At 48.8% G+C, this 18595-nt stretch carries 11 protein-coding genes; 3 read left to right on the plus strand and 8 right to left on the minus strand.

What is annotated here, in order from left to right:
* Positions 1–267: 267 nt before the first annotated feature.
* The 4 genes from SIB64_RS12520 to SIB64_RS12535 form a co-directional block, all read right to left on the minus strand.
* Positions 268–7041 carry an Ig-like domain-containing protein gene (locus SIB64_RS12520; protein WP_413440527.1) on the minus strand — a complete coding sequence of 2258 codons (6774 nt, stop codon included), beginning with the start codon at positions 7039–7041 and terminating at the stop codon, positions 268–270.
* Positions 7042–7155: 114 nt separating this feature from the next.
* Positions 7156–7479 carry a hypothetical protein gene (locus tag SIB64_RS12525; protein WP_413440528.1) on the minus strand — a complete coding sequence of 108 codons (324 nt, stop codon included), beginning with the start codon at positions 7477–7479 and terminating at the stop codon, positions 7156–7158.
* Positions 7480–7915: 436 nt separating this feature from the next.
* Positions 7916–10774, minus strand: coding sequence for an Ig-like domain-containing protein (locus SIB64_RS12530; protein WP_413443017.1), 2859 nt, complete (start codon positions 10772–10774; stop codon positions 7916–7918).
* 380 nt (positions 10775–11154) lie between these two features.
* Entirely contained in the window at positions 11155–11571 is a 417-nt protein-coding gene (locus SIB64_RS12535) for a hypothetical protein (protein ID WP_413440529.1), read from the minus strand.
* Between the two features lie 1029 nt (positions 11572–12600).
* Between SIB64_RS12535 and SIB64_RS12540 the strand changes: the two genes are divergently transcribed.
* Together SIB64_RS12540 and SIB64_RS12545 are read left to right on the plus strand one after the other, a co-directional pair.
* Positions 12601–13593, plus strand: a complete 993-nt coding sequence (locus tag SIB64_RS12540; protein ID WP_413440530.1) for a rhodanese-related sulfurtransferase — start codon at positions 12601–12603, stop codon at positions 13591–13593.
* Positions 13594–13861: 268 nt separating this feature from the next.
* Positions 13862–15154 carry a hypothetical protein gene (locus tag SIB64_RS12545; protein ID WP_413440531.1) on the plus strand — a complete coding sequence of 431 codons (1293 nt, stop codon included), beginning with the start codon at positions 13862–13864 and terminating at the stop codon, positions 15152–15154.
* Between the two features lie 66 nt (positions 15155–15220).
* On the opposite strand, the gene SIB64_RS12550 is transcribed toward SIB64_RS12545, so the two are convergent.
* The 3 genes from SIB64_RS12550 to SIB64_RS12560 all read right to left on the minus strand — a co-directional run bounded on the left by SIB64_RS12550 (position 15221) and on the right by SIB64_RS12560 (position 17208).
* Positions 15221–15958: a hypothetical protein gene (locus SIB64_RS12550; protein ID WP_413440532.1), complete on the minus strand. Its 738-nt coding sequence runs from the start codon at positions 15956–15958 to the stop codon at positions 15221–15223.
* A 426-nt stretch (positions 15959–16384) separates the two neighbouring features.
* Positions 16385–16543, minus strand: a complete 159-nt coding sequence (locus SIB64_RS12555; protein ID WP_413440533.1) for a hypothetical protein — start codon at positions 16541–16543, stop codon at positions 16385–16387.
* A 254-nt stretch (positions 16544–16797) separates the two neighbouring features.
* Positions 16798–17208, minus strand: a complete 411-nt coding sequence (locus SIB64_RS12560; RefSeq protein ID WP_413440534.1) for an AbrB family transcriptional regulator — start codon at positions 17206–17208, stop codon at positions 16798–16800.
* Positions 17209–17831: 623 nt separating this feature from the next.
* On the opposite strand from SIB64_RS12560, the gene SIB64_RS12565 reads away from it, so the two are divergent.
* Positions 17832–18056, plus strand: a complete 225-nt coding sequence (locus tag SIB64_RS12565) for a hypothetical protein (protein ID WP_413440536.1) — start codon at positions 17832–17834, stop codon at positions 18054–18056.
* Between the two features lie 114 nt (positions 18057–18170).
* Here SIB64_RS12565 and SIB64_RS12570 read toward each other — a convergent pair whose 3' ends face one another.
* Entirely contained in the window at positions 18171–18581 is a 411-nt protein-coding gene (locus SIB64_RS12570) for a hypothetical protein (RefSeq protein WP_413440537.1), read from the minus strand.
* Positions 18582–18595 lie beyond the last annotated feature (14 nt).

The raw sequence follows: 18595 nt of genomic DNA on the forward strand, positions 1-18595 counted from the left end.
CACGCTCGTCAGCTAAACAAAGAGCTCAACAATCGGATTTTTTAGCTCATTCAAGTGGATTTACAAAAACAACTTTATTTGAATCGTTCAGGTGCCCGTTTCGCAAGATAGATTTTTGAGATTGCTGATGCCATTTAACCGTCTGGTCTTGTAATGCATCTTGTTGTACAAAGATAGCGGGAAAGCCGCTTGTCAAGGCATATATATTCCTCATCAACAATTTTATGAAGTGGGAGTACGACGACTCCCACAACGATCATGGCTAAGTTAACCAATCACTCCGTTGGGTTGAATGATGTCACCAAAAATAGTCTCCCAATCGTTTTTGAGAGCAAAAGGTATTTTTTTCCAACCAGTATTGCCCGTGATCATGCCCGAGTCATCTGTGGACCAAATCAAGAATCTGCCTCGATTCTTTTTACCACTTCCTTTCAAAAGCACCTCGAATCCATCATCCTCAGGCACGGCTTTCAAGATATTGTAGCCCCACTTACGATTTTTCCAATTGGATTTGACACGACCACGACGGTCCGTGATGGGAAGGCCTATGTTGTCATCAAGAATTTGAGATTGGTTCGTACCATCAACTAAACCATCATTGTTCTGATCGGTCGCCGCAGGGATGCCGATGATGCCGTCTGGCTTGATGAGATCGCCGAATTGATCTTCCCATCCATCTGCAACAGAAAAATTAGACGATTTCCACCCGCTGTTTTTTATAATGGCGCCATTTTTATCAGTATTCCATCGTAAAAACATACCCTTCGTACGGGATCCTTGCCCTTTTGATAGAACTGCAAATCCTTGGTCTGTGGAAACCGCCTTGATCACTGTGTAACCGGTCTTTTTACTGCTCGAATGTCCTTTAATCCTTCCAGATCGACTTTTAATTGCAATCCCTGATCCGGCAACAAAAATGAGTGGTTCCCTGAGGCCATCTACCAATCCATCATCATTAGTATCCTCAGCTGGTGGAAGTCCTACATTTCCGTCGACTTTGATGATGTCACCAAATTGGCTCTCCCATCCATTGGAAACTGCGAAATCAGTAGATTTCCAACCACTGCGTCCTGTAATTACACCGTCAGAATTTGTGTTCCATTTCTGATACTTGTCTTGATTCTGTTCTCCATTTCCTTTGAGCAGCAGAGCAAAGCCAGATTCTGAAGGTGCAGCCTGAATGACTTCATAACCAAGCTTTAAATCCTTGAAATTACCCTTGAGTGTTCCATTTTTGGTTCGAATTGGTATGGCTCGCTCCTCATGATAAATCTTTGATTGATTAGTTTCATCAACGATTCCATCACCATTGGCATCAATCACAGGTGCATTTCCAACAAATCCATCTTTTTTGATAACATCACCAAAATAATATTCCCAACCTAGATCTACAGCAGGGCCCGGTTTTTGCCATATGCTTTGTGCAGTGATATTCCCTGATTGATCAGTCCTCCATTGTCGGAATTTGCCAATATGATCGGTACCTGTGCCCTCAGTGAGAATCCGAAACTCATTGCCATCCTCCACAGCTTTGATGATTTTGTAGCCAGTCTTTGCACTCTGATGATTGCCTTTAGGCTCACCACTTTGGTCTCGAATCGCGATAACATTTTCATTAAGGAAGATCTTAGATTGCCCACTACCGTCCAGTAAACCATCAAGATTCAAATCTGTTTCTAGACTGTCATTGACTGGTAAATCAATTAATTGAGCATTAATATTTCCAGCCAGATCCAATGCCTCAATTCGAATTGAATATTTGCTCTTCTTTTCAAAATTAGGATCTGGTATCAGTCTGAGTTCACCTGTAGATGAATCTATAGAAAATAACGATGCATCATTCGTATTCTCCAAGGGAATACTATATGTTAATACTGTGTGATCAGTGGTTTCGACTTGATGGACAACTTGTTCCGCACCACTGTTTTCGTCGATGGCTGGAAGTATTTCTGGCGATGTAAATACTGGGGCTGTCGTATCGATCGTAATGACCAGTGATTGGGAGACTGCCGAGGAAATTCCATTGGCCGACGTTTTTGCCGTAATGGCATAGGTGCCGTCTTGGAACGGAGTATCTTGTGGCACTGTGTATGTCCAGATGCCATCACTCCCTACTTTGGCAGTTCCCAAGGCATTGGAATTTTGAAATAATTGAATTGTTTCACCTGAATTGCCTTTACCAGAGAATGTAGGGGTATTAGTACTGATGATTCCGTCAGAGTTGGATGCACCACTCTCAGATCCTTGATCCAAGATGGGAGCACCTGGCGCCTTGGGCGTGTCAACATCGACAGGTGTAAACACCCATAGATCTCCGGGAATTGTTTTGTCTTCAGTGACTGTATCAATACGCCAATAATATGTTTGTCCTGCTTCTAATGGCTCACTCGGTGTGAAGATATTGTTGCTCTGGTTTCCCTGGAACTGTAAAGCAGATGGATTTGATCCTAAGTAAATATCATTGGATACACCATCACGCCCTTCTAACCAGATCAGATCCGTGTTGATTTTGGCATTTGTAGCTCCATCTCGCGGAATTGGTGTCTTTGCTTTTTTGGTCTGATAGCCAGGAATCCAGTAATTTAAGTCACCATACTCGTAAGCTCCAATGTCAGGCGCACTGCCCTGATAACCATCTGTAAACTCCGGAATATATGTACCGGCATCGATTAATGAGGAACCGGCCTTGGGTCGAAAATCAAAATTATTGATATCGCGTAGCTCTTCAATAAGTAAACGACCACCACGCGAATCCTTCGACATCGAGTTGCCAGTTTTATCGATTGGATTGGCTACAGGAATATAGCTATCCTTGTCTCCTGCATTGTTGTGAACGACTGAATTAATATTTCCGGCATTGCGAATAGAATTTGGATTGTTCGGATATAAAGCACAATACCATTTGCCGTTTCTTTGCATTTGATCAGATGGAGCACAATTACGCCCCTCACGCCAACCATAAAACTTATCTCCACTCACACGTACATCATTATTCGAGTTTTGGAAGGCAATGTTATTAATAACATTATGATGATCGCCTTTAATCCTAAAGCCACGGCGATTATTAAAACTTACGTTGTTGTTAACTGTTCCGCCAAAGCCAGATGGGTCACCATCAAATCGTATGCCATTTCGTCCAGGGAGGTCATGGAACCAGTTGTTCTTAAATGTTGTATTAAAAACTTGGGCTTGATTAACCTGAACCCCAGAGTCATCCCCATGCCAAAAGGGATTGTAAATCCGCATGAGTTCAAATTGAGATGTGGGGTAGTTGCTCTCCTTACCATATTCGTAGTCTTCATAACTTCCCTGGCCAATCCTGCCAATCCCTCCCCAGCCAAAAGTGTGATACTCAAGCCTATTAATGTTGTTGTTGTAAGAGTTCCTGCCAATTTCGAATGCAGCGTAACCTCCTACTTTATTTCGGAAGTAAACATTTTCAAGCGTATTTCCTGATACTCCTTTGCCCCATGTCAGGAACGAGCCCCCATAGGTTGCAATGAACTCACTATCTTTTATGGTTAGGTTGTGATCCATTTCATATATTTCTTTTCCTCGTTCTCCACCGTAGCCCATTTGATTGACCATTGTATCAACACTTTTTCCGTTACTAAAAATGGGGAAGCTGCCAATATGTTTGTCACCTATCATATGGAGGTGGTGGCCTGAATGTATAAACTTTGAATTTTGGATGGTTGTGTCTGTTGTGCGCATGAGATGAATATCTCCGGCCTTGAATGTCAAGCCATCAACTTCAATATGAGATGCATCGGTGATTTCAAGAAGCCTATCCTCTACCCCTGGGTCTCCGTAGGTCTTGTTATATGTTCGGACTTCAATATTTCTATTATTCGGATCGTCCCCATCAGGCAGCCAGACGTAGAGATCATTGTGGAGTGGTTCCCAGACGTAATCCTTCCCGTAACTTGTTTTTACCGGCTTTAATTCGTCACGCATTTCAACATGCCATTCTCCTGGTTGGTCCAAGAGATTGAGATGACTTGTTAAGAAAAATTGCTGTGGGACCGATGATCGAATGGCTCGCCCAGTCCGTCCGCGTTGGTGGTCGTAAGGTTCATGACCACTGGCATAGGGTGAGAGTGTAAATTCGTTGGAATCTGCAGCTTTTTTATCAATCCAGCTGACATGTGCTCCTCCATCGTCGGAGAGCGGAACGAGAACGGCACCATCGAGTTCGATGCTTGGTAGATCATCTCCCTTTTTGATCCAACTGTCTGGATGCCAATAACTGCCGGGTGTTTTGTTGTTCGAATTGGATTCATCATATTCATGCCAGTTTTTTGTGATATTTGGATAACGTGCCCCGGTCAACATCTCTCCATCAAGGAAGAGCTGGGCAGGCCGATCATAAATTTTCGTCTTCCAGATATTACCTTCGTGTCGGACCCACTTGTTTTTGGGTTTTTGTGCTCCGGTAATAATAACTTCTTCACCTTGATAACTTTGAATACGAATGGGATGATCTTTCGTTCCCTGCCTGTGATTGAGAGATATCACTGAATGCTCAAGATTTTTCTTTTGTCCCATCTCTCCATAATCCTTACACTTCAGCTCACCTTTCCCCTGTCCGCGACCAACAAGTCGACAGCCTTTCCTTGGGCGAATAAAGTAATGATGACTGTTGTACTTTCCAGGGGCTAGACGGTAGGTCCCTCCTCGGATGTTCAGAGTGTCGCCCGGCTCACGTAGTTGTTGAGCACCCCATGAGATTGTCTTGAAGGGTTGATCAATCGTTCCAAGGTTGTTGTCGTCACCTTCAGGTGCCACGAAATAAGTATTGGTCTTGAAGGCAGTGATCACTCCATCGCCATTGATCCAATCCCCGCTAAATGTTGACTCCCACCCATTTCGTAGCGCCTCTCCAGGTTGAGTCCAAGGTAAGGTCTTGGTAATTAATCCTTCTTCATTAGTGGTCCAGATGCTGAATTTCCCTCGATGATTTGACCCAGTGCCTTTCAAGAGAAGTTCATATCCGTTGGTTGAAGGGATAGCTTTAAGTATTTGGTAACCCCATCTGCGATTGATTGAATTTCCTTTTGTTACCCCATTCGAACGCGTGATTTTGATTCCAGCACCCTTGTGCAGGATCTGCGACTGATTGGTGCCGTCTACAAGTCCATCATTGTTTTGATCGAGTGTCCCCTTAGCTACCAAGATTTCCGCTTCTGCTGTACTGTTCGACGTCAACTCCGGTGCTTGGGTATCCACAGTCAGTGTCAATATCTCTGAGGGCTCTGACGCTGAATCCTCCTCAAGACTGGTTTGCGCAGAAATAGTGTAGGTACCATCGTCCAGGGCCTCACCACTCTGCACAGTGAATGACCAGTTGCCTTCACTGTCTGCTGTTGTTGTTCCCAGGACTCCTTGTTCTGTTTTCAGTTCAACAGTTGCATTCGCACTAGCGGTTCCGATCAGAGTTGGTGTATTGATGTTTGTGACACCATCAGACTGTGAGTTTCCACTATCTGAATCAGTGTGAAGTGCGAGTGCTGACGGCTTTAAAATATCAAGCGTTTCTGCTTCTGGATCTGCATCAACATCGCTGATATTGTTAATACCTTCATCATTGATCGTTTCTGGATCGTCAGGATTCGGTTCTGAGATTGTTGTGCCTTCAGCAATTTGGGTTGGATTATCTTCGTTAATCGTTTCTGGATCGTCAGAATTTGGTTCTGAGATGGTTGTGCCTTCGGCAATTTGGGTTGGATTATCTTCATTGATCGTTTCTGGATCCTCAGGATTTGGTTCTGAGATTGGTTCTGAGATGGTTGTGCCTTCGGCAATTTGGGTTGGAGTGTCGTCATTGCTTGTTTCGTTGACAATTTCCTCTTCTTTTGAAACAAGGATCTCCTCTGAGTCACCATTAGGTCCGTTGATCACATTGGTAGGTCCATTCTCTTCACCCTCGGATGTTGGTCCATCGTTCTCTCCTAACGAATCATTCGGTTCTGGATCGGATTCGTCTGATGGGTTCACACTCAGGGAACTGATACCGCCTGCGGCACCTGCCCCAGCGTCCTGTTCATTGTCTTCCGTCTTCTCTCTCAGACTCAATGCCACGGTGACGGGCCATTCACTGCTATTTCCGGCTGAATCAGTTGTGATCAAAATGAAGGAAATATCTTTGGGAATATCTGTCAATTTGTCCGCATTAAGGCGCACTTCACCGCTGTCTTGATCAACAGCCAAAACACCATCAAAGCCTTGGCCTTCATCCTTCAATGCATAGGTCACATTGGAGGAATCGTTTGCTGTCGCGGTATAGATCAGTTCACCAACAGGGCTGCCTCCATCTGTGGACGCGGCTTCTACTCCAGCTCTTGAGTTCTTGCCAAGCAAAAGAGTACGAAACTGCGTATTCCATCCAGCAAACAAAGCTTTGGCACCGTTCATCCAGGGTGTTTTCTCTCTCACCTGGCCATCAAGGTTCACATCCAACACTCGGAAGCGTTGTTGTTTGCGACCTCTAGAACCGATCAGCACCTGAAATCCGTCATCGATGCTGATTGCTTTCAGTGCATTCCAGCGCCCGGATGTCCTCTTGGATAGTTTTTTCCCATCCTGGGCTGTCAGAGCAACTGACGTCCCATTGGTATAGATCTGATAGTGAGGATGCTTATCAAGAAAACCATTGCCATCATTATCTGATGCCTTGCCGATCACCCCATCCTTTTGAATCACGTCTCCAAAGATCCGCTCCCACCGCTGAGTGCTGGGATCGTTAGCGGCTTGCCACCCCGATTGACCATTGATCCGGCCATCGGCATTGACCGACATCCAGCTGAATTGTCCTTCCCTCTTTCCTTCTCCCTCGCAAAGCACCCTGAATCCATCCTCGTGCTTCACCGCCTGAATGGCGTTCCAGTGCGGAGTTGAGGTATCGGAGTAGGTACGCCCCTTCCAGTTCTTCAGCGGTAATGCACTGCCGCCGTTGATGGCCAGCTTGTACTGCTTGCTGGAGTCCACCAGGCCATTGCCGTCACGGTCGTTAGGGCCGGAAGCGGAGCGGACATCAGCCATGGTGATCCAGAGTATCTATTAATGCTGGTCGAAAGGCACTGTTCTGTCAGTCCCTGCGCGAGCCCATCAGTCCGTACCTCTCAGGCTTGGTCTTATCATCGCTCTCCGCATCAATCAGCTGAGCGTCTGACGCATCGTCACCAACCGATGCAGCCTGAAATCCACCAACCGAGCCACCAAGAAGCAATCCACGAAATCGCGCATCCCAGCCAGCGAAGAGAGCTTTGCCGCCATTGATCCATGTCGACTGCTGGTGACCTCTCCATCAAGGTCAGGATCTAGACCCCTGAATCGATCCTGTTTTCGACCCACCGAGTGCAGAAGCTCCTCAAAACCGTCTTCAACGTTGATCGCCTTGATGGCATCCCAACGCTTCGAACTCCTAAACGAGAAAGCCTGTCCCGATGAGGAACGCCAGGCCACCGCTTCGTCATCCACCAGGACTGATAAGCCATTCGACCGTCCAAAAATCCATCAACATCAACATCACGGTCAGAATTCAAACCAACAACGCCATCCACCTAAACAAGATCACCAAACACACTCTCCCAACCCCGTTGAACAGCAGAGCGACTGTTCAACCACTTGGAGCAGCCATTGATCCGTCCAGACTTATTAATCTCAAAAATCTTATCTTTTCCTACTTTTACACCCTTACCTCCAAGAAGTACTTGATATCCAGAGCCAATTAAACAACCTTTAAGGCACTTCCAGCCGCAGTTGGAGTCGCCTGGAAACTGACGACCTTTCCAATCGCGAAGAGGAGCGTACCTTCATCCGAAATCAATGCCTATTTATTTGAACTGTGACATATCTATTTTGATCAACCATCGCGAAACGGGATTGATTAATGGTTGGATCAATTCACTCGCCCCTACAACAGATTCCTCAAGTGCGGTTGCGCGTTCAGCAGTTCCTCCACGCTCGTCTCCTCAACAACCATCTCCATGCTCGGCATTGCCGCACTCAGCAGAAGATCCGATCCTCGCTGTTCAATCCTCACATCCTCAGCTCCTTCAATCCGGATCCGATCTCCCTCATCCGCTCTGTAATCAACAACCCGATCGAAACCTGCTGTTAACCAAAACTGATCAGCTCCCGGTCCACCCTTCAGAACGTCGTCACCGGCTCCTCCATTCAAGCTGTCATCACCCTGATGACCGTAGAGACGATCCGCTCCTGAACCTCCCATCAGTGAATCGTCTCCAACGCCACCGCGCACAGAATCAACGCCAACACCACCATGCAACACATCCGCCCCGCCTCGGCCTCTCAAAAAATCATCACCGCCTTGGCCCAATAACAAATCATCTCCAAGTCCACCGGTGAGTGAATCACTCCCATGTCCTCCCCTCAACGTGTCATTGCCAGAACCACCATGGGCACTGTCATCCCCGCTCCGAGCTTTCAATAGATCATCACCTTTGTCGCTCCTTAAGTAATCCTCACCCGAACGACCCACCAGCGTGTCATCACCCGTTCCGCCGTACAGCGAATCATTCGCGCGGCGGCCACGTAAATAGTCATTCCCCTGAGAACCGTGCAGAGCCGTATAGGTCTCACGGCCAACAAGCACGTCATCGCATCGGCTCCCCAGAATCCGGTAACCGTGATACTTGGCCTGCAGGGGTGCGGCTTTGCAGCGGTCCTCGACGGATCGCCTCGACGGAATCGTGATCAGAAGATCAAGGGCGTAGGGATCCTCTCGACTGTCGCTGCTGATCAAAATCGTCAGAGGATGCCGCTGCATCCCGTCCGTTTGAACAGCACGATTTGGCCGATATGACAACAATCCAGACTCACTGATCGTAAATAAATCCCTCGACGAATCGGATCCGATCGCATACGACAAAGATTCACCGGTGACCTCGCGATCATCACCCGTCGCCTTGTTATTTAAATTGACAATGGCCTGACATTCATCTCGCCCTGATCGAATCGCATAGCGGTATTGTTTTCTTTGCGCAGGTGCACGCAATTCTGGGATTGGCTCCTCCAGATCGACAAACAACCGCGATAAAAATGAAACCGCTTCCGATGCTTGCACCTTCAGAGGCGATGCCAGCTCGGGCATAACAGGCCATGGTGTCTGTTCCGATCCGGCAGCTGGATCAGAACCAGATGACGGGCTCGGATTCACCGCATCAACAGGTTCAGGTGTCGGTTCCGGCTGGATCGGTTTGGACAGCTCAGGGGTAAGGGGTCTTAACGAATCAGGCCCGATCGGCTTGGGGCGATCCCGAACCGGCTTCTCTCGTCCTGGCGTGGGACGCGATGGCTTTCCCTTACCAGGAGCAAACGATCCTGGTGACGGGGTTGGAGATGGATCCGGCGATGGGCTTGGATCAGGCGATGGAGCTGGTGGTGGTGGCCGTGTATCAACAGCGAGCGTGACAGTGTTATCAGCATCGGCTGCGTCTTGGTTGGCATTAAGGGCAGCGTTGGAGAAAGCATCATTCCCAACCGAGATCACCCCATTGGCTTGGCTATTCGCCGTTGGGGTGAAAGTGGCGGAGTATGAGGTGGCGGAGGCTGGGTTCCAGTTGGAGAGGGAACCTCCCGTGACGGAGACGTCAGATTCAATAAAAAAATTATTGGAGGGAGCTTCTGAGAGAGTGAAGGTGATGGTGGTCGTATCACCAACGCCCAGGGAGTCATCTTCATCGTCATCGTTGATCGCGATGGTGGGACGGATGGTATTAACAGCGAGTGTGACGGTGTTATCGGCATCAGCCTCGTCGTTATTGGCATTATTGGCAGCGTCTGTAAAGGCATCGTTCGCGACAGAGATCACGCCGTTGGCGTTGCTGTTGGTACTTGGGGTGAAAGTGGCGGAGTACGAGGTGGCGGAGGCTGGGTTCCAGTTGGAGAGGGAACCTCCCGTGACGGAGACGTCAGATTCAATAAAAAGATTATTGGAGGGAGCTTCTGAAAGTGTGAAGATAAATGTGGCAGTCTCACCAGCCTTCAGGGAATCATCAAGATCATTTTCAGAGATAGCGATGGTTGGCCTAATCCCATCAATGTTGAATGTTTTATTGGCACTGAGTGAATTTGGTTCTCCTGGTGTAATAAGAGTATTTGAGCTGTTATTCGCATATCCAGCACTGGACCGAATCGTTCCACTATTAAGCGAAAGAGCTGAGGTCGAAGTGTATCGCAAAGGGTCTGAAGTGTCTCCCTCTTGAACCGTATAAGTAAAATTTAGGTTGCTTGTTCCTGTTCCTGAACTGTAAGCAGCAGTGCGATCTGTGCCCCCCGTTTCCAGCTCGAGTGTTGGAGTGCCACTCGTCGTATTAACATTGACGGAAGAAGAGAAGTTCGCCGTAATTGTGATGGAGCTCCCAATACCAAAGGTGCCGTCAGCGGATGATGAGGTAATGTTGGTAATTGTCGGCCCAATACCAGGGATAGCCAAATCGCTTAAAAAGCCTGTATCGAAACTGGTACCGTTGGCAACCAATAGATCTGTGACAGTATTATTTCCTCCATAAATATGGTTATTAATTCCACTCCCAGATGATCTAAGTTGTTCTGCCTGCGTCATACGCCATGAGCTATCTCCAAACAAATAAACCCGTGTAGCAGAGCTTGAGTCATAGTGCTTGCTAGTATTTCCATTGTTGAGTAAATCTTGAGGGGTAAATATTCCGGAGGTTCCATTATTTTTTGTTGGCATCCGGTAGTTATTGCCATTTTTGTTTTCAATCCAGAGCGCAGGATCAGTTGTCATATTGCCAATCTCTTCTGCATCGGGCAGGTTGACATTGATTTTCAGTGTCGTGAAAACCAGTGAGGCAATATCTGCACTCAAGCCTTTGCCGCCAGATTGGCCGGCACCGATATAAATATTGCCGCCTATAACCGCTGTTGCACCATCACCATTGGCCGTCCATGTTCCGTCAAGATCTTGTGCGCTGCCATCAGCCAAGGAGACTGTTTTGATGCGAAACCGTTGAGCATTGACATCTTCATCGTTCGTACGGCCACCGTTATAATCAATATATAAACCAGTCCATTCGTTTAGAGGAATTGCATTCGTTGATTCAAAACTTAATTTATTTCCAGACCAATCTCCAATACCAAATTTAAGTTTTCCGGCGTTGTCTAATGTTAAATCGACGTGGTCATTACTTCCGGCGACTCTGCCACCCTGCCATAGGAATTGATCATCGCTGTGCGGTGATAAATTTCTACGAAAGACGATTGTGCTCGCCCATGGCTGGCCTCTGTTGGCTGTTTTGCCAATGGCAACGTTGCTTCTGAGGCCAAAGTGAACATGCCTGGCAAGAGGACTCCAAAGAGGGTCGTTGCCTGCTGCAGAAACAAGGTATCCCGTTGGAGCGGCCCCATCAAATCGAACTGCCTTGCGGTATCGCGTTGTGGTAGATAAATTTGTACGTGAAAATTCAACATCAATGGTTTCTCCGTCCAGCTCGATCTGAGCGCGATCGTTAACGTTTTTTGGGATGGGCCGTCTGCCATGGGAGAGATTCCCGGATAAATGCTCGGAAAAAAGACGCCCTTCATCACCGAATGTATCTTGATCACTCAGCAATGCATCAAGATGGTGCCCTAACTCCTCATTCAGGACCCGAATTATGTCTATTGGTAATGCATACCGAATCCAGTCTTCGTTGAGATAAATGGCACGTTTCGACGCTGCATACGCTCCTTGAGCTCCGGTGATGATGTCATCCGGCAAAAGGTGAACAGCTGGCAGGGCGCTGAAGTCGTCATCAGCCAACCGCGAAATAAATTGCTGAAGACGCTTGGCTGAAACACTAGAACTTGGCTTCAACGACATATTAGCCGCTGAAAGCAAACGGCCATCAGAAGCTGAAAGGTGCAGCTTCTGGCGCCAATCTTGGAGTAGCCGATCAAGCTCTATCACAATATATATAGTACTCCTTCGACACGGATTTAACCAAAATTTCGCAAAAGTCTAAAAAAGAGACGGAATGAAGAAAAAAATAATTCCAAGAAGTCGACCCATAGAGCTCAACAAAGCGGAGTCAAAGAAAAAGCCAACACAAACAAAACGCATAAAAAAACCCAGTGGCTCTAGGCCTTTCAAATGAAGATCAAAACGCAGCAGGAAGGAACATAACTGACAACGGCGATAGGCTTGATCTTGATTAGCAAAATCCACAAAAAATCTATACAGTCAAATCAGCAAATACTCGACCAGCAAAGGCAAAGTTCCCTTGAAACCTCAATCGTTGCAGGGGTTTAAGCGGCCCAGAGAAGTCAACAAATTACAAATAATCCACGTAAAAATACAAAAGCAAACGCATATGAGGCTTTGGCCTTATGATTGTCAATGATCAACATCCATTGGAGACATTAACCAATGAGGCTGGCGCCAAACAAACAATGAAGAGCGTAAAGATAGCAGTTAGCGAATCCATAACCTTTCTGCTCCGAAGGGTGCAGCAACTCTTGTCAGACTCTCAATGACTGAACCATCATTGCAGTTTCAAAAAGCAAGCTTGCGTGAGGGGCCCCTCAATCTGTTGAGCTGCATAGAGCCTGGCCTCGGGGTTGATGGGGTTGAAGATGATCGGCGAGAATCAGTTGAGCCAGAGCGGGACGGTTGAGCAACCACAGCATACAAATGAGGCTCTGATTGTGAACAAGAGCATTCTGGTGGCAGCGTTTTATGCCTTCACGCCACTGCGTGACGAGCAGCGTGAGACATTACTAAGCCATTTATCAACCCTCGCCAGCGATAGCGATGTCGTTGGCTCTGTTTTGGTTGCAAGCGAAGGGGTGAACGGAACGATCAGCGGCCCGGAGGCCGGCGTGAATGCTGTTTTGGCTCAGCTCCGCAGCAACTTGAACTTGGAGGAGCATCACTACGCCCGTTTGGAGGTGAAACGCAGTTGGGCCAAGAAGCCGGTGTTCCGCCGCTTCAAGGCGCGGCGCAAAAAGGAGATCGTGACCATTGGCGTGGGAAGCGTGGATCCACGCGCCAGCGTTGGAACCTACGTGGAACCAGACGACTGGAACGCCCTGGTGGATGATCCCGACACACTCGTGATCGATACGCGCAACAGCTACGAAACAGGAATCGGCAGCTTTGAAGGAGCGATCGATCCCGGCACCGACAGCTTCCGGGAGTTTCCGGAGTGGGCCGAGCAGACGCTGCGGCCACTTATGGAGCAACAGTGCAGCAAGCGAATCGCCATGTTCTGCACTGGCGGCATCCGCTGCGAGAAGGCCAGCAGCTACTTGCAGCAGCAGGGCTTCGGGGAGGTGCATCACCTGCGCGGCGGCATTCTCAACTATTTAGAGCAAGTGCCCGCACACGAGAGCCGCTGGCAGGGCGAATGCTTCGTTTTCGATCAGCGGGTGGCCCTCAATCATCAGCTGGAACCTGGAAGCCACAGCCTGTGCCATGCCTGCGGGATGCCGGTGTCAGCCGAGGAACGAGAGCTGCCGAGCTATCGAAAGGGTGTGCAGTGCGTTCATTGTGTGGATCGCTTCAGCGATGCCGACCGTGAACGGTTTGCGATGCGCCAGCGGCAAATGGAGCAGGCGAAATCATAAGAGCATGATCGCTTCAGGATCTTGAACATTTTTTCAGCTTGAAATCACAGAGGCGTCGCAACTTAGTGAGCCTGGCCGATCTTGAGCGGATCACGACAGTTCCCATCGAATTTGAGTCCAAAATCTTGAGCAAAAGACATCAAGACAACCCTACTTATGTAACATACGAACAAATTAAAAACGCAAAAGCTGTACAAATATGGAGGGTCTTTAGTGCGTATCGGTTGATACAGTTCAAGCCTGATGGCGTTTAAACAATAGTGTTGCAATGACAACATCGACTGTGCTTCCTATAGAGAGTGGCTCACTGTTTGATCGAACGTCGTCCTTTACAGCGTTCTTTGGCGATGGAAGCGATGACGCATTCAATTCAGGCAGAGGGCCTCTGTCCCGCGCTACGGGTGGCTTAATTCCCGAAGGTTTTGTTAACAACGGCTTACGTGATTACACCGTTGTTAACGACAACATCATCACCAAAAAAGAGGTCAAGCAGGCGTACAACGCCTGGACCGATGCTCTCGTGAGCATCAGCCAAACCTATGCTGAGGACGGGTTGATCGGTGCAGAAAAACTTGCCAAAAAAGTGATCCGTGATGCCTATGGATATAACTTCGGTGCTGTGGCCTTCAAACCCACATGGGGCGAGGCAATGACCTCATTCCGGCCAACTCGCGAAGGAGCGTTGTCCTATTTCGTTGGTGGGAACAATGCCTACGATGATTTGGGCTTTGGAATCGGCACACATCCACCCAACTCCGATTGCATCACCGGTGAACGGTCACCTTGGGTCAAGTCGAAATTCTATCCCTCTGTCATCCGTCTGGATGGCGATACAGCAACCACGCAAGGTTTCTTGCATACCTACGGAGAGGACGGTTATCACGGTTTTGTCGATAAAACGTTCGCCTATCAAAAGGACGACAACGGCGATTTGCGGCTGATTGCTCACCACTCATCAGCGAATTACGATCCCAGCTTCAAAGCCGAAGACCTCGACAAACCAAAGCTTGAGGTGGTCAAATTTGAAGACTTCAAGCTGGACAACACGATCACGCTCGAGGATGTGGAGATGGCTCAGGATCGATGGATGGGAGCTCTCGTCAGCATCAGTCAAACCAACAAAAACGATGGCTATGAAGCGGCTGTAGAGGAATCGAGTGCTGTGATTGACCTGGCCTACGGCTATCAATATGGTGCCGTTGCCTTCAAGCCGACATGGACCACTGGTAATACAACCTTCCGCCCCGACAAGGAAGGTGCCATGTCTTACTTCATGGGTGGCATCAATAACGAGAAGTACCCAGATGACATCGGTTTTGCCAAGGGAAGTAATAACCCGGGCAAAAAACGCAGCCCCTGGGAATACGCCTGGTACGAGAATTCCGTGGTTCGTCTGAACGGCGACACAGCCACAACCATGGGCTGGGTCCATTTCCAGGACGAAGCAGGAGATAGGTCAATTGTGGACAAAACCTTCGAATTCAAGAAAGATGATGATGGAGAAATCAAGATTGTGACGCATCATTCATCAAGCCCATACAAGAGCGCCTGCGAAGACTGATCGGGTCCATCAACATTGATCAACAAGGGCGGCTTAATGGCCGCTCTTTTTTTGAACATCAATCCTTTAACTGTTCCCCAAAGCATCACGCAAGAGCTGATCCAATTCATCCAGTTCTCGCGCCAGATCAACAGTCATCGGGTCCTGACGAGGGTCACTTTGAGCTTCAAATGCATCTAAGGGATGATCTGGCAAAGCTGGAAGCACCGGTTGCCGCAGGTCCACCTGCATCGCCTGCAGATCACCAGCCACACTCTCGAGATGCTCCGATACCGCCATCACCCGCAGGCTTCCGGCTTCCTTGCCTTGTCGGGCCAGATTGAGATTGCGTTCCAATTGCTGAATCAACCGTTCCCGTTGACGTCCAAGCGCCGATCCCGACTCCCTGCCTAGACGCTTTCGTTCCTGACGGAGACGTTGTTCAAGATGACTCACAGAAAGAAGAGACGATGAACGTTTGGCATGGTCACCTGCATGGAGTTGTTCCAACGTGGATGGCAACTCCTGCACCCGTTGACAGCACAATTGGATGGCCGTCAGGCGCCCCATCTCCTGGGCTTGAAGCAGGCGCTGGCCAGCCTCTTCCGCCACGGCATCAGCACCACCTGCCAATTGCAAACTGCGACGGATCAGATCCGGCAATGTGGCCTCACGCCGGCGGGCCGCAACGACGTATGCAACGAGTGCTGCCAAAGGAAGAGCCAAAAACCAACCAAACGGCAGCACTTTGACGCCAATCACCAACACCAGACCTGCGCAGGCCATGGCGAGGGGATGACGAAGAGGATCAGTCAGAGGAAGCATCGACGACGCAGCATTCAAAGGGTCTTTCAGACCCGATCCTTCCGATGATGACAGTCGGGATCCATTGATGAATCAATGAGACCAATGGATTGGAAGAAACAGCATCGAGCGACAGAGTGATCCTTTGAATTGTTGTTGGTCAGTACAACCACTCAACAGATCACACCGGACGTGCCGAACCAATCGGCGGAAGTCTGAAGTCTTTCCGTGATCAAGGGATGAGAGCTGTTCTTCCCAACCCTCAATCCATACCCTTGATGCATACGTCGTAAGACAGCAATGATTGTTCAATTCAGTGGATCAAAAGCGATGGGAACGTTGATTGTCGAAGGCAAGCACAGACCATTCCGTGCCTTGGCATGTCCTTTAAAAATCCAGACGATTCAAAAACAAGCCACAAGTCGCTGATTCGCGGAGCTTGGAGCGTCAACCGCGACGCTGAAGCATCCATTCCGCTGTTAATGCATCAACGTCACCTTGACGGCCTTCGACAATCAAATCGATCACGCGGTCGCGATACCACACGATGGATGAGTCTCCGGGTGCTTGCCGCCAACGGCTTTCCAATTCATCGGGATCAAGCATCTGAAAACAACACAACAAAGACTGCTGAAATGGGAAGCAGGCAAGACCAGTCCCCAGCACAAATACAACGTGAGAAAATGAACTGCCCAGAGGGGCTTTGCTCAATCACGGCTACAACCCATTGATCTTGGCAACCGAAACGTCTGGCTGTGGCCCACACCGCGGAAACAAGACAACCGTTGATCCTCCATAAAAAAACCCCGTCTTAAAGAGGACGGGGCGCGCGAATTTAAGCGTTTCGTCAGCTTGACGAATCACTCATCAGCATCGCCTTCACTCAGCTCAGGGGCTCCACTGGATTCGCTGTGCTCCGCGGCTTGACCAGTCGGCAGGAGACGAATGGCTTTTTTACCGAGTTTGATCTGGAACTCGTCTCCAGGTTCAAGATTGAGCATGGCGGTATAGGCCTTGCCAATCAGCAGATTGCCGTTGCCTTGAACAGTTGCAACGTAGCTGAGTTTGCGTCCACCTTTACCAATGGCAGCACCACCAGAAGACAGGTTGACGCCCTTCGCTTCAAGCAGAGCCTCGTAGAAGGCAGTGAAGTTAAGGCGTTCGGCGCCATCCTTCTTTTCACTCACATAACCGCAAGCGCGTACCAGGTCAGACTTGGAGACGTCACCCAGGTCCTTCACCTTGTTGAGCAGCTCAGAGCCAGTCAGCATTGATTGTTCCCCATTGGATGACCACTTCATAGTAGATAGTTGTGCAAGTTGTCAACAGAAATCAATGCATCCAATGATTTGTTATGGCCAAAAATCTTGCCGTATACGGAGAGCTGGCGCGCCAATTGAGTGAATGCCAGCTGGAGCATCTATTGGCCATGACATTTCAAAACCCAGTGGCGACAAGCGTTTCCAGGGGTCTTCAGCAAGGCCACGATCATGGTTTCAAAGCGGTAACCTTTCAAACTTGAATCTCAGAGCAGAGTGGCATCGCAGGCCCACCAAATCGCACAAGCGTGACAAGCAGGATCAACAGGATTAGCTGTGCCAGGTAGGGCATCTTTGAGCTCCAAGCATTCCAGCGAGCGCCAACCCAACCAATCAAGCTCTGGGCCTACATCCAATCGAATCGGTCACGATCCCAGATCATCGATCGTTGGCTCAGAAAACGACCCACAACTGGAACTGAATTTCTCGCTGAATACGAATGTGCTGCGATCACGATGTCAAGTTGATCGCCGCACCGAACAAAGCTTGGCTCCCCCTTATCGCGACTAAACGCTTGGGAGAGCAGCAGCGTTTTTTCTTCGTAAGACATTGCCTTGAACTGCTGATTGCAGGTCTTGCCTGCGCTCAAGATGCACATCACAACGTCCCTTCAGCATCAACCCGGGACATCAACGGCTGGGTTTGACGACTCCATCATTGACAGCGGCTTGAAACAGCCCTTTTCATCCCAGGACCTGTGCATGGGATGGGTGAACACCTTTGGTTGCAATAGGGAGCTTCTTCACCAGGGAACGGCTCACCATTCGTTCTTTCTTGGCCCGCTGGAATGCATCGCTTAAACACACTCTCGCTCAACAGAAAGATCAACGTCAATCAAGGGCGGGTAACGCCTCATACACAGTGCCCGACAAACCACTTAGGAGGGACTACACCAGGGTTGTGGTGCCGGTCATTCAGCTGCACGTCTGCCCTGGCGCAAGCATGCATGAAACGGGATTCTGGTCGGGGATGATGCTGAAATTGAAAAAAAAGCCCCCGATGACAGGAGGCAGCATCCGAGAGATCCCCATCACCCGGCCTTGACGAGATTGTAGTGGCATTATTTTTTTCAACTTGAAAAATCCACTACAAGCAATCGGATTTCCATAACGGCTCAATGTTTCATTGATTGACACTTTGCAGACACGTGCAGAGTGATCAGCCATGCAATCGGGCTTATCACCCAAAAACCATTGCAGTAGCAAAACCTGCCAGGTAAATTTCAGCCACCCCATCACCCAGCCAGCAGTCACTGCTGGCTTTTTTGTTGTCCAGACCGTGATTTCAGCACCAGCGGGCGGGAGATCTTGAGTGATCAAATTCACGAAAAAGCCATGGA

The sequence above is a fragment of the Synechococcus sp. MIT S1220 genome, assembly GCF_047303025.1.
Classification (GTDB): Bacteria; Cyanobacteriota; Cyanobacteriia; order PCC-6307; family Cyanobiaceae; genus Parasynechococcus.